Origin of the sequence: Mycobacterium marseillense, assembly GCF_010731675.1 — a bacterium.
Classification (GTDB): domain Bacteria; phylum Actinomycetota; class Actinomycetes; order Mycobacteriales; family Mycobacteriaceae; genus Mycobacterium; species Mycobacterium marseillense.
Genome location: NZ_AP022584.1, coordinates 1,516,395 through 1,533,905, shown reverse-complemented (window position 1 = coordinate 1,533,905; position 17,511 = coordinate 1,516,395). Strand labels below are relative to the sequence as shown.

The following is a 17,511-nucleotide window of genomic DNA, read 5'->3' as shown; positions in this document are numbered from 1 at the left end:
CCGCCGCAGGAGAGGAGTGCTCATCCGTGACAACAGCGCGCCTGCCCAAACTGCCACTGGACGAAGCCAAAGCCGCCGCCGACGAAGCGGCCGTCCCCAACTACATGGCCGAACTGAGCATCTTTCAAGTGCTGCTCAACCATCCGCCGCTGGCGCGCGCCATCAACGACCTGCTCGCCACCATGCTCTGGCACGGCGCCCTCGACGCGCGGTTGCGGGAGTTGGCGATCATGCGCATCGGCTGGCTGACCGCCTGCGACTACGAATGGACACAGCACTGGCGCGTCGCGTCCCGCCTCGGCGTCCCGGGCGAGGACCTGCTCGGGGTGCGAGATTGGCGGAACCATGCCGGGTTTGGGCCCGCCGAGCGGGCCGTGCTGGCGGCCACCGATGACGTGGTGCGCGACGGCGCGGTCAGTGCCGCCAGCTGGGCGGCCTGCGAGCGCGAATTCGACGGCGACACAACGGTTCTCGTTGAGCTTGTCACGGTCATCGGGGCGTGGCGCATGGTCTCCTCCATCCTGCAGAGCCTCGAGGTGCCGCTGGAGGAGGGCGTGTCCAGCTGGCCCCCGGACGGCCGCCCACCCGGCCCCTAGGGCCCGGGCGTCGGCGTGAATTGCTCAGGGCCGTAAGCGATTGACTTATCAATCGAGAACTCTTAGCGTCGGGCAATGAGAACCAGGGTCGCCGAGATGCTCGGTGTCGAATTCCCGATCTGCGCCTTCAGTCATTGCCGCGACGTGGTCGCCGCGGTGACCAACGCGGGCGGATTCGGCATCCTGGGCGCCACCGCGCACAGCCCGGCGCGGCTACACAGCGAGCTGACCTGGATCGAGGAGCAGACCGGCGGCAAGCCCTATGGGGTCGACCTGCTGCTGCCACCCAAATACGTCGGCGCCGAGCAGGGCGGGATCGACGCCACCCAGGCCCGGACTCTGCTGCCCGACGAGCACCGCGCGTTCGTCGACGACCTGTTGGCGCGCTACGGCGTGACGGCGCCGGCCGGGGAACCCCGCGCGTCCGCGGGCGGCTTGAACATCTCGCCCAAGAGCTACCAGCCGCTACTCGACGTGGCCTTTGACCACAACATTCGGCTGATCGCCAGCGCGCTCGGCCCACCCCCGGCGGACCTCGTCGCACACGCCCACGACCAGGACGTGTTGGTGGCCGCGCTGGCCGGCACCACCCGCCACGCCCAGCGGCACGCCGCGGCCGGCGTCGACCTGATCGTCGCGCAGGGCACCGAGGCCGGCGGCCACACCGGCGACGTCGCGACCATGGTGCTGGTGCCCGAGGTCGTGGACGCCGTGGCGCCGGTGCCGGTGCTCGCCGCGGGCGGGATCGCCCGCGGCCGCCAGATCGCGGCGGCGCTGGCGTTGGGCGCCGAGGGCGTGTGGTGCGGGTCGGTGTGGCTGACCACAGAGGAAGCCGAGACGGTGCCCGTCGTCAAGGAGAAGTTCCTGGCCGCCACGTCCTCGGACACGGTGCGGTCGCGCTCGATGACCGGCAAGCCGGCGCGGATGCTGCGCACCGCCTGGACCGAGGAGTGGGACCGGCCGGAGAACCCCGACCCGCTGGGTATGCCGTTGCAGACCGCGCTGATCACCGAGCCGCAGGTGCGCATCAACTCCGCCGCCGCCCACGACGGCGCCAAGGCGCGTGAGCTGGCGACTTACTTCGTCGGGCAGGTGGTGGGCTCGCTGGATCGGGTCCGCCCGACGCGCTCGGTGGTGCTGGACATGGTCGAGGAGTTCATCGAGACGATCGGCCGGCTCGACGGCCTGGTCGAGAAGTGATCCCGGGCCGGTCGGTAACGAATCGCGGACACGCTCGCCAGGGATTTGACCGCGTCAGACCGCTCGTGCATTATCGGTCGGGTAAGCACCTCGTTAGGTGAGGCGTCTACACGAATACAGGCCACTGACCCCGAACGTCGAAAGACGCCCCGGGTCAGGACAGCTCCTCCCGGCTTAAGGGTTGAGCCCAGGTGGCTTCCGGCTCGGATCGTTCTTCCGGGCCAGGACACGTCGTGTGGTGCCGAAGCTCTGACGAGAGGGGTGCGGATCTCCGGCGGTCGTCGGATTCTGCTCCTTCTGCTGCGCCTAGATCGCATGCGACCCCGCATGCGTCGTGACCGCGAGGAGGTGAGGGACACATGAGTTCTAGCGATAGTCCGGATCGAAGTCCGAACCCTGTTTCGTCCCGATCCGTTCTCCGGCGCGACCTTCTCGGCTGAGTCGCGCACACGCTAAGTGCTTATCCGCCAAGCGTTCTGAGATCGGAACCGCCCGGGACGGGACACATCAGTCCTTTTTGGTCCCCGTTGGCATTCTCCTCTAGGAGTCGATCATGACCGCAGCTCTCTACGACGACGTCGTCACCGTCGCACCCGCCCGCACCCTGCGCGTGGTTCCCGACGTCACCGAAATCCAGGTTCCCGCGCCCGTGGAAGAGCCGCGCCGCAGCGACTACCCGCTGTTCGGCCCGGGGGGCGACCCGCTGATCAACGGCGCCTGCCGGTTGCTGAGCATCCCGCTGCGCCACGTGTACGCGGCGCTGTGGCGGGCCGGTGTGCTCGAGGTTCGGGGCTGACAGTCCGACCGCGAGACTGCAACGGCCGGCTTCACTCGGCGTTTGCGTCGGCAGTTGCAGTCTCGCGATAAGATTTACTGGCGTCGATCCGGCCATCACCGGGGAGCTTTCGGAAGAACAGCCGGCCGGCTCAGTAGAACCGAACGGGTAGGCCCGTCACAGCCCTTTCAATGAGCGGTCGCGCGCGAGCGCGGCAAGCGGGGTGGTACCGCGGCGCTCGCGCAGCCAGCGCGTCGTCGTCCCCAGGCCTGAGACTGGCACAGGAGACGACGTTTGACCGAGCACACTTACCCGAAGCTGGCCAGCGGGGCGCCCGACTTCCCGACGCTCGAGGTCGAGGTGCTGGACTACTGGGCCGGCGACGACACCTTCCGCGCCAGCATCGCCCGCCGCGATGGCTCGCCGGAGTACGTGTTCTACGACGGGCCGCCGTTCGCCAACGGCCTGCCGCACTACGGGCACCTGCTCACCGGCTACGTCAAGGACATCGTCCCGCGGTACCGCACCATGCGCGGCTACAAGGTGGAACGCCGGTTCGGCTGGGACACCCACGGGCTGCCGGCCGAACTCGAGGTCGAGCGCCAGTTGGGCATCACCGACAAGTCGCAGATCGACGACATGGGCATCGCCGCCTTCAACGACGCCTGCCGCGCCTCGGTGCTGCGCTACACCGACGAGTGGCGGGCCTACGTCACCCGCCAGGCGCGCTGGGTCGACTTCGACAACGACTACAAGACGCTGGACCTGCCCTACATGGAGTCGGTGATCTGGGCGTTCAAACAGCTTTGGGACAAGGGCCTGGCCTATGAGGGCTACCGGGTCTTGCCGTATTGCTGGCGCGACGAAACCCCGCTGTCCAACCACGAATTGCGGATGGACGACGACGTCTACCAGAGCCGCCAGGACCCCGCACTCACGGTCGGCTTCCGCGTGGTGGGCGGCTCGCTCGACGGGGCTCATCTGCTGATCTGGACGACGACGCCCTGGACGCTGCCGTCCAACCTCGCCGTCGCCGTGAACCCCGACGTGACCTACGTGCAGGTGCGTTCCGGAGAGCACCGCTTCGTGCTGGCGGAGGCGCGACTGGCCGCCTACGCGAAGGAATTGGGAGACGACCCCGAGGTGCTGGGCACCTACCGCGGGGCCGACCTGCTGGGCACCCGGTACCTGCCGCCGTTCCCGTATTTCATGGACGCTCCTAACGCATTTCAGGTCCTGCCGGGCGAGTTCGTCACCACCGAGGACGGCACCGGCATCGTGCACATGGCGCCGGCCTACGGCGAGGACGACATGGCCGTCGCCGACGCCGCCGGCATCGCCCCGGTCACCCCGGTCGATTCCAAGGGGCGATTCGACGCCGGCGTCCCGGATTACCAGGGGCAGCACGTCTTTGACGCCAACCCGCACATCATCCGCGACCTGAAGAACGGCACCGGCGCCGCCGCGGCCAACGGGGCGGTGCTGCTGCGCCACGAAACCTACGAGCACCCCTACCCGCACTGCTGGCGGTGCCGCAATCCGCTGATCTACCGGGCGGTGTCGTCGTGGTTCGTCGCGGTCACCGAGTTCCGGGACCGCATGGTGGAACTCAACCAGCAGATCACCTGGTATCCCGAGCACGTCAAGGACGGCCAGTTCGGCAAGTGGTTGCAGGGCGCCCGTGATTGGTCGATCTCGCGAAACCGGTACTGGGGCACCCCGATTCCGGTGTGGAAGTCCGACGATCCGGCCTACCCGCGTATCGACGTGTACGGCAGCCTCGACGAGCTGGAGCGCGACTTCGGGGTGCGGCCCACCAACCTGCACCGCCCCTTCATCGACGAGCTGACCCGGCCCAATCCCGACGACCCGACCGGGCGTTCGGTGATGCGCCGCATCCCGGACGTGCTCGACGTGTGGTTCGACTCCGGGTCCATGCCGTACGCGCAGGTGCACTACCCGTTCGAGAACGCCGACTGGTTTCAGACCCACTATCCCGGTGACTTCATCGTCGAGTACATCGGCCAGACCCGCGGCTGGTTCTACACGTTGCATGTGCTGGCCACCGCGCTGTTCGACCGGCCCTCCTTCAAAACCTGTGTGGCACATGGCATCGTGCTGGGCTCTGACGGCCAGAAGATGAGCAAGTCGCTGCGCAACTATCCCGACGTGTCCGAGGTGTTCGACCGCGACGGCTCCGACGCGATGCGGTGGTTCCTGATGGCCTCGCCGATCCTGCGCGGCGGCAACCTGGTCGTCACCGAGCAGGGCATCCGCGAGGGCGTGCGCCAGGTCCTGCTGCCGTTCTGGAACGCCTACAGCTTCCTGGCCCTCTACGCGCCGAAAGTCGGCACCTGGCGCACCGATTCGACTCAGGTGCTGGACCGCTACATCCTGGCCAAGCTTGCCGAACTGCGCGACGACCTGACCCGCGAGATGGACAGCTGTGACATCTCCCGGGCCTGCGAGCAGCTGCGCCTGTTCACCGAGGCGTTGACGAACTGGTATGTGCGACGGTCGCGTTCGCGGTTCTGGACCGAAGACGTCGACGCGATCGACACCCTGCACACCGTGCTGGAGGTGACCGCGCGGCTGGCCGCGCCGCTGCTTCCGTCGGTGACCGAGATCGTCTGGCGCGGCCTGACTTCTGGGCGCTCGGTGCACCTGACCGATTGGCCGGCGCCCGGTGAGGTGCCCGCCGACCCGGACCTGGTCGCCGCGATGGATCAGGTCCGCGAGGTGTGCTCGGCCGCCTCGTCGTTGCGCAAGGCCAAGAAGCTGCGGGTGCGGCTGCCGTTGCCGAAACTCACTGTGGCCGTGGAGAACCCGCATCTCCTGGAACCGTTCGCCGACCTGATCGCCGACGAGCTCAACGTGAAAAGCGTCGAGCTGACCGATGCGATCGACACCTACGGCTCCTTCGAGCTCACCGTCAACGCGCGGGTGGCCGGCCCGCGGCTGGGCAAGGACGTGCAGGCCGCGATCAAGGCGGTCAAGGCGGGGGAGGGCGTCGTCAACGACGACGGCACCCTGACCGCCGGGCCCGCGGTGCTGCAGCCCGGCGAGTACAGCTCGCGGCTGGTCGCCGCCGACCCGGAATTCACCGCGGCCCTGCCCGATGGCGCGGGGCTGGTGGTGCTCGACGGCACCGTGACTCCGGAGCTGGAGGCCGAGGGCTGGGCCAAGGACCGCATCCGCGAATTGCAGGAACTGCGCAAGACGACCGGGCTGGACGTCTCGGATCGCATCAGCGTCGTGATGGCGGTGCCCGCCGAGCGTGCCGACTGGGCGCAGACGCACCGCGACCTCATCGCGGGCGAAATCCTGGCCACCAGTTTCGAATTCGGCGAGCCCACCGACGGCGCGGACATCGGTGACGGCGTGCGGGTGAGCATCGCCAAGGCCTGAGCCGCGAAAGTGCAACCACGACGTGTTTCCCGAGAGAGAACGTCTGCAGTTGCACTCTCGCGGTGCGGACACGGCCTGGACACCAGACCAATAGCATCAACCTGTGGAGTCGCGTTGGGTGCTGCACCTGGATATGGACGCGTTCTTCGCTTCCGTCGAGCAGCTCACCCGGCCGACCCTGCGTGGTCGGCCGGTGCTGGTCGGCGGTTTGGGCGGGCGCGGAGTGGTCGCCGGCGCCAGCTACGAGGCGCGCGTGTTCGGCGCCCGCTCGGCCATGCCCATGCATCAGGCCCGCCGGCTGGTCGGCGTGAGCGCGGTGGTGTTGCCGCCGCGCGGCGTGGTGTACGGGGTGGCCAGCCGACGGGTCTTCGACACCATTCGCGCCGTCGTCCCCGTCGTCGAGCAGCTCTCCTTCGACGAGGGATTCGGCGAACCCGCGCAGCTGGCCGGGGCGTCGGCCGCCGACGTCGAAACCTTCTGCGAGGACCTGCGCCGGCGCGTGCGCGACCAGACCGGGCTGATCGCCTCGGTTGGTGCGGGCTCGGGCAAGCAGATCGCCAAGATCGCCTCCGGTCTGGCCAAGCCCGACGGGATCCGCGTGGTCCGCCGCGACGAAGAACGGCCCCTGCTCGGCGGGTTGCCGGTGCGCCGGCTGTGGGGAATCGGTCCGGTCGCCGAGGAGAAACTGCATCGCCTCGGCATCGAGACCATCGGCGAGTTGGCCGCGCTGAGCGACGCCGAGGCGGCCAACATCCTGGGCGCCACGATCGGGCCGGCGCTGCACCGGCTGGCCCTCGGCGTCGACGACCGCCCCGTCGCCGAGCGCGCCGAAGCCAAGCAGATCAGCTCCGAGTCGACCTTCGCCACCGACCTGACCAGCCTCGAGCAGCTGCGCGAGGCGATCGAACCCATCGCCGAGCACGCCCATCACCGGCTGCTGCGCGATGGTCGCGGCGCCCGCACCGTCACGGTCAAGCTGAAGAAATCCGACATGAGCACGCTGACCCGGTCCGCGACGCTGCCCTATGCCACCACCGAGGTCGCCGCGCTGGTCGGCGTCGCCCGGCGGCTGTTGCTCGATCCGCGCGAGATTGGGCCCATTCGCCTTCTCGGCGTGGGGTTTTCGGGACTGAGCGACGTGCGCCAGGAGTCACTGTTTCCGGATTTGGAACTGCCGCGCGAGCAACAGGATTCGCCGTCGGTCGAAACCGCGGCCGAGGCGATGTATGCGCCGGGGCCCCAAAGGGAAGAGGCGGCGGGCTGGCGGGTGGGCGACGACGTCGTGCACCCCGACCTCGGGCACGGTTGGGTGCAGGGCGCGGGCCACGGCGTGGTCACCGCGCGGTTCGAAACCCGCATCTCGGGACCGGGCTTGGCCCGGACGTTTCCCGCCGACAGCGGCGAACTCACCCGCGCCAACCCCGTCGACTCGCTGGACTGGCCGGACTACGTGGGCGATCTGCAGGCCGACGCCGTCTCAGCCCCACCGGCCGATGACGTCGGCGACGGGTAAACCGGCGGCCAGCGCGGCGATCAGCAAGACGCGCGCCTGAGACGGTCGCAGCCCGGGCACCATCACCGCCCCGGCGGCCGCCATGTCATGGCCGGGGCCGTAGCTCGCGCCGACCCGCCCGCCGGGGACCCGGGTGGACACCGCGACGACGATGCCGTCGCCGCAGTGCCGGCGCACCGCCTCGACCACCGCGGGCCCTGCGTTCCCCGAGCCCAACGCCTCGAGCACCACGGCCCGCGCCCCGGCGGCCACGCAGGCGTCGAGCGCCACCCCGTCGCTGCCCAGGTAGGCCGCGACGATGTCGACCCGCGGCGCCGACCCCGCCCGCAGGTCGCCCACGTACGGCCGCGTGTTCGGACCGGACAGCGTCACCTCGCCGGCGACGGTGCCAAGTACCTGGCCGGTGAAGCCGCTCAGGTCCTCGGTGGCCACCTTGTACATGCCCAGCGGCTGCAGCACCCGGCCCGCGAAACACACCACCACGCCCAGGCCGCGCGCGGCCGGGCTGGCCGCCACGGCCAGAGCGCCGCGCACATTCGCCGGGCCGTCCGCGTCGGGCGCGTCGGCGCTGCGCATCGCGCCGGTCAGCACCACTGGCGCGTCGCCGCCATAGGTGAGGTCGAGCCACAGGGCGGTTTCCTCCATGGTGTCGGTGCCATGCAGGACGACCACCCCGTCGGCGCCGTCATCGAGCGCGGCCGTCACCGCGTCGCGGATCCGGTCCCAATCGGCCAGCGTCAGCTCCGAGCTGTCGACCGCCAGCAGGTCAACGACGTCGACGTCGTGCTCCCCGCGAAAGGGCGCCGTCAAATCCGCCCCGCTGTAGGAGGGCCGGTGCACCCCGTCGGCGCCGGTACCGGTCGAGATCGTGCCCCCGGTGGCGATCACGGTGAGGCGGGCCATCTTCGAATCATTGCGCATCGCCGACGCGGACGTCGCCCGCCCGCGCGGGGCAGTAGGGGATGATGGGGTAGTGCCTGAAGAACCAACGGGATCGACCGAGCCGGTGACCTCGGCCGACAAGCCTGAGGACGCGGCGACCGACCCGCAGCGGCCGCGTGAGTCTGCTCCAAGGCGGCTGCGCCTGCTGCTGTCGGTCGCGGCGATCGTCCTGGCCCTGGACGTCGTCACCAAGGTGCTCGCCGTCAAGCTGCTGCCGCCCGGGCAGCCGGTGCCGATCATCGGCGACACGGTGACCTGGACCTTGGTGCGCAATTCGGGCGCCGCGTTCTCGATGGCGACGGGTTACACCTGGGTGCTGACCCTGATCGCGACGGGCGTCGTGGTCGGCATCTTCTGGATGGGCCGGCGGCTGGTGTCGCCCTGGTGGGCCGTCGGCCTGGGGTTGATCCTCGGCGGCGCCATGGGCAACCTGGTCGACCGCTTCTTCCGGGCCCCCGGACCGCTGCGCGGCCACGTCGTCGACTTCCTCTCGGTCGGTTGGTGGCCGGTGTTCAATGTCGCCGACCCCTCGGTGGTCGGCGGCGCCATCCTGCTGGTGGTGCTGTCGATCTTCGGCTTCGACTTCGACTCAGTTGGCCGGCGCTCCAAGGCCGACGGGGACAGCGCGGGTGAGTGACCGCTCCATGCCGGTCCCGGAGGGACTGGCGGGCATGCGCGTCGACGCCGGGCTGGCCCGCCTGCTGGGGTTGTCGCGCAGCGCGGTGGCGGCCCTGGCCGAGGACGGCGACGTCGAGCTCGACGGGGTGCGGGCCGGCAAGTCCGATCGGCTGACCGGCGGCGCGTGGCTGCAGGTGCGCCTGCCCGAGGCGCCGGCGCCGCCGCAGAACACGCCGGTCGACATCGAGGGCATGACGATCCTGTATTCCGACGACGACATCGTCGCGGTCGACAAGCCGGCCGCGGTGGCCGCGCACGCGTCGGTCGGCTGGAGCGGGCCGACGGTGCTCGGCGGCCTCGCCGCCGCCGGATACCGGATCACCACTTCCGGCGTGCCCGAGCGGCAGGGCATCGTGCATCGCCTCGACGTCGGCACCTCCGGGGTGATGGTGGTGGCGCTCTCCGAGCGCGCCTACACGCTGCTCAAGCGGGCGTTCAAGCAGCGCACCGTCGACAAGCGCTACCACGCGCTGGTGCAAGGCCATCCGGATCCGTCCAGCGGGACCATCGACGCGCCGATCGGGCGGCACCGCGGCGGTGAGTGGAAGTTCGCGGTCACCAAGGACGGCCGGCACAGCCTCACCCACTACGACACCGTGGAGGCCTTCGTCGCCGCCAGCCTGCTCGACGTGCACCTGGAAACCGGCCGCACCCACCAGATCCGGGTGCACTTCTCCGCGCTGCACCACCCGTGCTGCGGAGACCTCATCTACGGCGCCGACCCCAAGCTCGCGAAAAGGCTTGGGCTGGAACGTCAATGGTTGCACGCCCGTTCCCTGTCGTTCGCCCACCCGGCCGACGGGCGGCGGATGGAGATCGTCAGCCCCTATCCGCCCGACCTGCAGCACGCGCTGGACGTGCTGCGCGACGAGGGCTGACTCAGCCCGGCTTACGGGCCTCGACCAGCAACCGCACGGAATCGGTGACGAACGGCCCCTCGGACTCGATGCGCTCGTGCAGTTCGGCCAGCCGGTCGCGGTAGCGCTGCACGGTAAAGCCGGGCACCGACCAGATCACCTTGCGCAGGAAATAGACGATGGCGCCGATGTCGAAGAACTCCGCGCGCATCCGCTCCATGCGCACATCGACGATCTGCAGCCCGGCCGCCTCGGCCCGCGCTCGCACGGCGTCGGGATGGAACTCGGTCGATTTCTCCGGTTGGGGCCCGATGAAGTACTCGACCAGCTCGGCCATCGTGGCGGGACCGATGTGCTGCGCGAAGTAGCTGCCGCCCGGGCGGAGCACCCGAAAGATCTCGCTCCACCAGACGGAGATCGGATGGCGCGTGGTCACCAGGTCGAACGCGTCGTCGGCGAACGGCAGCGGCGGCTCATCGCGCGTCGCGACGACCACCGCGCCCAGCGGATGCAGGCGCTGAGTGGCCAGGGCGGCGTTGGGTGGCCACGTCTCGATGGCCACCATGGTGGGCGGGAACGGGGCTGCGCCGGACAGCACCTCCCCGCCGCCGGTGTGAATGTCCAGCGCGGCCGACACGCTCGCCAACCGCTGCCGCAGCAGGCGCTGGTAGCCCCACGACGGGCGTTCCTCGGTCGCCCGGCCGTCCAGCCACGAAAAATCCCAGCCGTCGACCGGTGCGGCGTCCGCCTCCGCGATCAGGTCGTCAAATGTGCGCCGCATGTCAGCATGCTAGGCACCGTCGGCGACGGATGGCAGGCCTGAGGTCAGACGGTCGCCTTGGTGTTGCCCGTGGCGATCTCGGGGGCCAACGGCGCGACCGCACCGAGGATCTCGGTCACCGTCTCGGGAGGCACCCCGGCGGCGGTTAGCGCCTCGGCCAAATGCCCGGCCACCAAACCGAAGTGGTGCATGGTGATCCCGCGACCCCGGTGCACCTGCTTCATCGGTGCGCCGGTGTAGGGCTCCGGGCCGCCCAGGGCGGCGGCGAAGAACTCGACCTGTTTGCCCTTGAGGCGGTTCATGTTCGTGCCGGTGAAGAACCCGGCCAGTTCGTCGTCGGCAAGCACCCGGACGTAGAAGTCGTCGACCACGACCTCGATCGCCTCGTGCCCGCCGATCCGGTCATAGATGCTGACCGGTCCGGACTTGCGGAAGCGCGCCAGAATTTTCATAGAGCCGATTCGAACATCCCGGCGTTGCCCGTCGGTTAGTGCGCGATCACGCCCGGATTGCCTTGTGTAACAAGTCGATTGCCCGCAAATAGCAAATGCTGTCGGCGAACCGTGAGAGAACGCACCCGGTCACATGAGCGCAATCTGCATCGGGGCGGGGGGCTGATGACCTAGGTTGGCGGTATGACGCACGTCACATCACTGTCCAGGAGCGAACGCCGATGAACCTTGGCGACTTGACGAACTTGGTGGAGAACTCGCTGGGGAACCTGGTGGAAAAGCCGCTGGCCGCGGTGTCGCACATCGTCAACACCCCGAACTCGGCCGGCCGGTATCGACCGTTCTATCTGAGGAACCTGCTCGACGCGGTGCAGGGCCGCACGCTCGAGGAGGCCGTCGGGGGCAAGACCGCACTGATCACCGGGGGATCGTCGGGCATCGGGGAGGCCGCCGCGAAGAAGATCGCCGAATCCGGCGGCACGGTGGCGCTGGTCGCCCGCACCCGGGAAAATCTCGAGAAGGTCGCCGACGAAATCCGCGGTGCCGGCGGGACCGCCCACGTCTACCCGTGCGACCTAACCGACATGGACGCCATCGCCACGATGGCCGACCAGGTGCTCGACGACCTGGGGGGCGTCGACATTTTGATCAACAACGCGGGTCGCTCGATTCGCCGTTCGCTGGAGCTGTCCTACGACCGGATCCACGACTACCAGCGGACCATGCAGCTGAACTACCTCGGCGCGGTCCAGCTGATCCTCAAGTTCATCCCCGGGATGCGCGAACGCGGTTACGGGCACGTGCTGAACGTCTCCTCGGTCGGCGTGCAGACGCGGGCGCCCCGCTTCGGGGCCTACATCGCGAGCAAGGCCGCGCTGGATAGCCTGTGCGACGCGCTGCAGGCCGAGACCGTGAACGACGACGTCCGGTTCACCACCGTGCACATGGCGCTGGTGCGCACGCCGATGATCAGCCCGACCACGCTCTACGACAAGTTCCCGGCGCTGACGCCCGACCAGGCGGCCGGCGTGATCACCGACGCGATCGTGCACCGGCCCCGCCGGGCGAGCTCGCCGTTCGGCCAGTTCGCCGCCGTCGCCGACGCGGTCAACCCGGCGGTGATGGACCGGGTGCGCAACCGGGCGTTCGCCATGTTCAGCGACTCCAGCGCCGCAAAGGGTGGTGAATCGACCACCGACACAACGGAATTCGATCGACGCAGCGAGACGTTTGTACGGGCGACCCGAGGGATACATTGGTGAGACATGAGCCTTCCAAAACCTGACATCGATACCACCGTCGTCATCACCGGGGCCTCATCGGGCATCGGCGCCGAACTGGCTCGCGGGCTGGCGCGCCGCGGTTTCCCGCTGCTGCTGGTGGCGCGGCGCCGCGAGCGCCTCGACGAGCTGGCCAACGAGGTCGGCCAGGAGTATTCGGTCGCCGTCGAGGTGCTGCCGCTGGATCTGGGCGACGAGCAGGCGCGCGCCAAGCTGGCGAACCGGCTGCGCGCCGAGCCGATCGCCGGGCTGTGCAACAGCGCCGGCTTCGGCACCAGCGGGGTCTTCCACGAGTTGCCGGTGGAACGCGAGAGCGAAGAGGTCACCCTCAACGCGCTGGTCTTGATGGAGCTCACCCACGCGGCCCTGCCCGGCATGGTCGAACGCGGTGCCGGCGCGGTGATGAACATCGCCTCGATCGCGGGTTTCCAGCCGGTTCCCTACATGGCCGTCTATTCGGCCACCAAGGCCTTCGTGCAGACGTTTTCCGAGGCCGTCCACGAGGAGCTGCACGACACCGGGGTGTCGGTGACCTGCCTGTGCCCGGGGCCGGTGCCGACCGAGTGGGCGGAGATCGCCAACGCCGAGCGATTCAGCATTCCGCTCGCGCAGGTCTCGCCGCGCGACGTGGCCGAGGCGGCGATCGGCGGCATGCTGTCGGGCCGGCGCACGGTGGTGCCCGGCGTGGTGCCCAAGGTGGTCAGCACGGGTGGCCGGTTCGCGCCGCGCAGCCTGCTGTTGCCGGGCATCCGGATCGGCAACCGATTCCGCGGCGGGCCCAAGCGCTGAGGGGTCGAGGGGTCGCGGGTCTCGCATCGACGTGCGAGACCGCGACACTGAACCCACGTCCGCAACACGCCGAGACGGGTGTGCGTGGATGCAGTCTCGAGGACATGTGGCAGGCGCCGCGACTCGAGTGACGGATGTGACGGCGGGCTAAGCTCAGTCGATGGCCGCCGTGGAGATGACCGCCGACGTACCGATGAGCCCCCAGCGGATGTGGGACCAGGTCTCCGATCTGTCGGACCTGGGCGACTGGCTGGTCATGCACGAGGGGTGGCGCAGCGAGCTGCCCGACGAGCTGGGCGAAGGCACCCAGGTCGTCGGCGTGGCCCGGGCCAAGGGCTTGCGCAACCGGGTGACCTGGACGGTGACCAAGTGGGACCCGCCGCATGAGGTGGCGATGTCGGGCTCGGGCAAGGGCGGCGCCAAATACGCCGTTTCGCTCACCGTGCGGCCCACCGGCGAGGGATCGACGCTGGGCCTGCGCCTGGAGCTGGGCGGGCGCCCGCTGTTCGGTCCGGTGGGTGCGGCGGCGGCTCGCGCCGTCAAAGGCGACGTGCAGAAGTCGTTGAAGAACTTCGTCGAGTTGTACGCCGACGACTGATCGCAACACACGCGGCGACACGCCCAACTAGTGTCGGTCGGCGGTCATAGACTGGCGTCCCTATGACCGGTTCGATTCCTCCTCACGCGGGCGTTCGTCGCGAGTCGTCGTTCGTGCACCTGCATAACCACACCGAGTACTCGATGTTGGACGGTGCCGCGAAGATCGCGCCGATGCTGGCCGAGGTGGACCGGCTGGGAATGCCCGCGGTCGGGATGACCGACCACGGAAACATGTTCGGCGCCAGCGAGTTCTACAACGCGGCGACCAAGGCGGGGATCAAGCCGATCATCGGCGTCGAGGCCTACATCGCGCCGGCGTCGCGCTTCGACACCCGACGGATCCTGTGGGGCGACCCCGGCCAGAAGTCCGACGACGTCTCGGGCAGCGGCTCCTACACGCACATGACGATGGTGGCCGAGAACGCCACCGGCCTGCGCAACCTGTTCAAGCTGTCCTCGCTGGCGTCGTTCGAGGGCCAGCTGGGCAAGTGGTCGCGCATGGACGCCGAGATCATCGCCGAAAACGCCGAGGGCATCATCGCGACCACCGGCTGCCCCTCGGGGGAGGTGCAGACCCGCCTGCGGCTGGGTCACGACCGCGAGGCGCTGGAGTCGGCGGCCAAGTGGCGCGAGATCTTCGGCGCCGACAACTACTTCCTCGAGCTGATGGACCACGGGTTGTCCATCGAGCAGCGAGTCCGCGAGGGGCTGCTCGAGATCGGCCGCAAGCTGGGCATTCCGCCGCTGGCCACCAACGACTGCCACTACGTCACCCGCGACGCCGCGCACAACCACGAGGCGCTGTTGTGCGTGCAGACCGGCAAGACGCTCTCGGACCCCAACCGGTTCAAGTTCGACGGCGACGGCTACTACCTCAAGTCGGCCGCCGACATGCGCCGGATCTGGGACGACGAGGTCCCCGGCGCCTGCGACTCCACCTTGTTGATCGCCGAGCGGGTGCAGCCCTACGACGAGGTCTGGGCGCCGCGCGACCGGATGCCGATCTTCCCGGTCCCCGAGGGCCACGACCAGGCGAGCTGGCTGCATCACGAGGTGATGGCGGGTCTGCAGCGGCGCTTCCCGTCCGGGGCCGGGCAGGACTACATCGACCGGGCCGAGTACGAGATCAAGGTCATCTGCGACAAGGGATTCCCGGCCTACTTCCTGATCGTCGCCGACCTGATCAACCACGCGAAGTCCATCGACATCCGGGTCGGGCCGGGACGTGGTTCGGCGGCCGGCTCGCTGGTGGCCTACGCCCTGGGCATCACCAACATCGACCCGATTCCACACGGACTGCTGTTCGAGCGGTTCCTCAACCCGGAACGTCCGTCGGCGCCCGATATCGACATCGACTTCGACGACCGCCGTCGCGGCGAGATGGTGCGCTACGCCGCCGACAAGTGGGGCTCCGACCGCGTCGCGCAGGTCATCACCTTCGGCACCATCAAAACCAAAGCGGCCCTGAAGGACTCGGCGCGGATCCACTACGGTCAGCCCGGGTTCGCGATCGCGGACCGGATCACCAAGGCGCTGCCGCCGCCGATCATGGCCAAGGACATTCCGTTGTCGGGGATCACCGATCCCGCCCACGAGCGGTACAAGGAGGCCGCCGAGGTCCGCGGCCTGATCGAAACCGACCCCGACGTCCGCACCATCTACCAGACCGCCCGCGGACTGGAAGGCCTGATCCGCAACGCCGGTGTGCACGCGTGCGCGGTGATCATGAGCAGCGAGCCGCTCACCGAAGCCATTCCGCTGTGGAAGCGGCCTCAGGACGGGGCCATCATCACCGGCTGGGACTACCCGTCGTGTGAGGCCATCGGCCTGCTGAAGATGGACTTCCTGGGCCTGCGCAACCTGACGATCATCGGTGACGCCCTGGATAACATCAAGGCCAACAGGGGAATTGACCTCGACCTGGAATCCGTCCCGCTGGACGACAAGCCCACCTATGAGCTGCTGGGCCGCGGCGACACCCTGGGCGTGTTCCAGCTGGACGGCGGGCCGATGCGCGATCTGCTGCGACGCATGCAGCCCACCGAGTTCAACGACATCGTCGCGGTGCTGGCGCTGTACCGGCCCGGGCCGATGGGCATGAATGCCCACAACGACTATGCCGACCGCAAGAACGGTCGTCAGGCGGTCAAGCCCATTCACCCGGAGCTCGAGGAGCCGCTGCGCGACATCCTGGCCGAGACGCACGGCCTGATCGTCTACCAAGAGCAGATCATGTTCATCGCCCAGAAGGTCGCCTCCTACACGATGGGTAAGGCCGATGCGCTGCGCAAGGCCATGGGCAAGAAGAAGCTCGAGGTGCTCGAGGCCGAGTACAAGGGCTTCTACGAGGGCATGACCGCCAACGGCTTCTCCGAAAAAGCGGTGAAGGCGTTGTGGGACACCATCCTTCCGTTCGCGGGGTATGCGTTCAACAAGTCGCATGCGGCCGGCTACGGCCTGGTCTCGTACTGGACCGCCTACCTGAAGGCCAACTATCCGGCCGAGTACATGGCCGGGCTGCTGACCTCGGTGGGTGACGACAAGGACAAGGCCGCCGTCTACCTGGCCGACTGCCGCAAGCTGGGCATCACGGTGTTGCCGCCCGACGTCAACGAGTCGCTGGTGAACTTCGCCTCGGTCGGAACGGACATCCGCTTCGGGCTGGGCGCGGTGCGCAATGTCGGCGCCAACGTGGTGGGTTCGCTGATCGGGACCCGCAACGGCAAGGGCAAGTTCACCGACTTCTCGGACTACCTGAACAAGATCGACATCGCGGCCTGCAACAAGAAGGTCACCGAGTCGCTGATCAAGGCGGGTGCCTTCGATTCGCTCGGTCACGCCCGCAAGGGCCTGTTCCTGGTGCACACCGACGCGGTCGATTCGGTGCTGGGCACCAAGAAGGCCGAGGCGATCGGCCAGTTCGACCTGTTCGGCGGCGACGACGGGTGCACCGAGTCGGTGTTCACCATCAAGGTGCCCGACGACGAGTGGGAGGACAAGCACAAACTCGCGCTCGAGCGGGAGATGCTGGGCCTCTACGTGTCCGGGCATCCGCTCAACGGGGTGGCGCACCTGCTGGCCGCGCAGGTGGACACCCAGATCCCGGCCATCCTCGACGGCGACGTGGCCAACGAGACCCAGGTGCGGGTGGGCGGCATCCTCGCGTCGGTCAACCGGCGGGTCAACAAGAACGGGATGCCCTGGGCGTCAGCGCAATTGGAGGACCTCACCGGTGGTATCGAGGTGATGTTCTTCCCGCACGCGTATTCCAGCTATGGCGCCGACATCGCCGACGACACCGTCGTGCTGATCAACGCCAAGGTGGCCATCCGCGACGACCGGATCAGCCTGATCGCCAACGAGCTTGTGGTGCCGGACTTTTCGACCGCCCAGGTGAATCGTCCGATCGCCGTCAGCCTGCCCACGCGGCAGTGCACCATCGACAAGGTCAGCGCGCTCAAGCAGGTGCTGGCCCGGCATCCGGGGACTTCGCAGGTGCATCTGCGCCTGATCAGTGGTGACCGGATCACCACGCTGGAACTCGATGCGTCGCTTCGGGTGACGCCGTCGCCCGCGTTGATGGGGGACCTCAAGGAGCTGCTCGGCCCGGGCTGCCTGGGCGGCTAGCGGCGCTCGCCGG

General features: G+C 68.7%; 14 protein-coding genes and 1 riboswitch. Of the genes, 11 read left to right on the top strand and 3 right to left on the bottom strand.

From position 1 onward, the window contains the following. The first annotated feature begins 26 nt into the window (after window positions 1-26). The 5 genes from G6N26_RS06675 to G6N26_RS06655 all read left to right on the top strand — a co-directional run bounded on the left by G6N26_RS06675 (window position 27) and on the right by G6N26_RS06655 (window position 7,492). Entirely contained in the window at window positions 27-596 is a 570-nt protein-coding gene (locus G6N26_RS06675) for a carboxymuconolactone decarboxylase family protein (RefSeq protein WP_067169082.1), read from the top strand. A 75-nt stretch (window positions 597-671) separates the two neighbouring features. Beyond that, window positions 672-1,796 carry an NAD(P)H-dependent flavin oxidoreductase gene (locus tag G6N26_RS06670; RefSeq protein ID WP_083016222.1) on the top strand — a complete coding sequence of 375 codons (1,125 nt, stop codon included), beginning with the start codon at window positions 672-674 and terminating at the stop codon, window positions 1,794-1,796. 82 nt (window positions 1,797-1,878) lie between these two features. After that, window positions 1,879-2,064, top strand: a riboswitch (M-box (ykoK) riboswitch). A 285-nt stretch (window positions 2,065-2,349) separates the two neighbouring features. Next, on the top strand, window positions 2,350-2,592 hold the full coding sequence (locus G6N26_RS06665) for an Rv1535 family protein (protein WP_067169077.1): 243 nt from the start codon (window positions 2,350-2,352) through the stop codon (window positions 2,590-2,592). A 273-nt stretch (window positions 2,593-2,865) separates the two neighbouring features. Then, window positions 2,866-5,979, top strand: a complete 3,114-nt coding sequence (gene ileS, locus G6N26_RS06660) for an isoleucine--tRNA ligase (protein ID WP_083016219.1) — start codon at window positions 2,866-2,868, stop codon at window positions 5,977-5,979. A 103-nt stretch (window positions 5,980-6,082) separates the two neighbouring features. After that, window positions 6,083-7,492 carry a DNA polymerase IV gene (locus G6N26_RS06655; protein ID WP_067169072.1) on the top strand — a complete coding sequence of 470 codons (1,410 nt, stop codon included), beginning with the start codon at window positions 6,083-6,085 and terminating at the stop codon, window positions 7,490-7,492. Here the strand turns inward: G6N26_RS06655 and G6N26_RS06650 are convergent. Next, window positions 7,457-8,413, bottom strand: coding sequence for an asparaginase (locus G6N26_RS06650; protein ID WP_083016216.1), 957 nt, complete (start codon window positions 8,411-8,413; stop codon window positions 7,457-7,459). The genes G6N26_RS06655 and G6N26_RS06650 overlap by 36 nt on opposite strands. Before the next feature lie 52 nt (window positions 8,414-8,465). Between G6N26_RS06650 and lspA the strand changes: the two genes are divergently transcribed. Both lspA and G6N26_RS06640 read left to right on the top strand, forming a co-directional pair. Then, window positions 8,466-9,071 carry a signal peptidase II gene (gene lspA / locus G6N26_RS06645; protein ID WP_082991388.1) on the top strand — a complete coding sequence of 202 codons (606 nt, stop codon included), beginning with the start codon at window positions 8,466-8,468 and terminating at the stop codon, window positions 9,069-9,071. Next, a complete protein-coding gene (locus G6N26_RS06640) occupies window positions 9,064-9,990 on the top strand; it encodes an RluA family pseudouridine synthase (protein WP_083016213.1) in 927 nt (308 codons plus the stop codon). The genes lspA and G6N26_RS06640 overlap by 8 nt, the downstream gene beginning before the upstream one ends. Before the next feature lies 1 nt (window position 9,991). Here G6N26_RS06640 and G6N26_RS06635 read toward each other — a convergent pair whose 3' ends face one another. Beyond that, on the bottom strand, window positions 9,992-10,750 hold the full coding sequence (locus tag G6N26_RS06635) for a class I SAM-dependent methyltransferase (RefSeq protein WP_067169064.1): 759 nt from the start codon (window positions 10,748-10,750) through the stop codon (window positions 9,992-9,994). A gap of 44 nt (window positions 10,751-10,794) precedes the next feature. Further along, a complete protein-coding gene (locus G6N26_RS06630; protein WP_083016210.1) occupies window positions 10,795-11,202 on the bottom strand; it encodes a group I truncated hemoglobin in 408 nt (135 codons plus the stop codon). Window positions 11,203-11,423: 221 nt separating this feature from the next. Between G6N26_RS06630 and G6N26_RS06625 the strand changes: the two genes are divergently transcribed. The 4 genes from G6N26_RS06625 to dnaE all read left to right on the top strand — a co-directional run bounded on the left by G6N26_RS06625 (window position 11,424) and on the right by dnaE (window position 17,498). Then, window positions 11,424-12,464, top strand: a complete 1,041-nt coding sequence (locus tag G6N26_RS06625; RefSeq protein ID WP_067169061.1) for an SDR family NAD(P)-dependent oxidoreductase — start codon at window positions 11,424-11,426, stop codon at window positions 12,462-12,464. A gap of 3 nt (window positions 12,465-12,467) precedes the next feature. Continuing rightward, on the top strand, window positions 12,468-13,271 hold the full coding sequence (locus tag G6N26_RS06620; RefSeq protein ID WP_067169059.1) for an SDR family NAD(P)-dependent oxidoreductase: 804 nt from the start codon (window positions 12,468-12,470) through the stop codon (window positions 13,269-13,271). 160 nt (window positions 13,272-13,431) lie between these two features. After that, window positions 13,432-13,869 (top strand): type II toxin-antitoxin system Rv0910 family toxin, encoded by a 438-nt coding sequence (locus G6N26_RS06615; protein ID WP_067169058.1) that lies wholly within the window; start codon window positions 13,432-13,434, stop codon window positions 13,867-13,869. 62 nt (window positions 13,870-13,931) lie between these two features. Next, a complete protein-coding gene (gene dnaE / locus G6N26_RS06610; RefSeq protein WP_083016206.1) occupies window positions 13,932-17,498 on the top strand; it encodes a DNA polymerase III subunit alpha in 3,567 nt (1,188 codons plus the stop codon). Window positions 17,499-17,511: the final 13 nt, after the last annotated feature.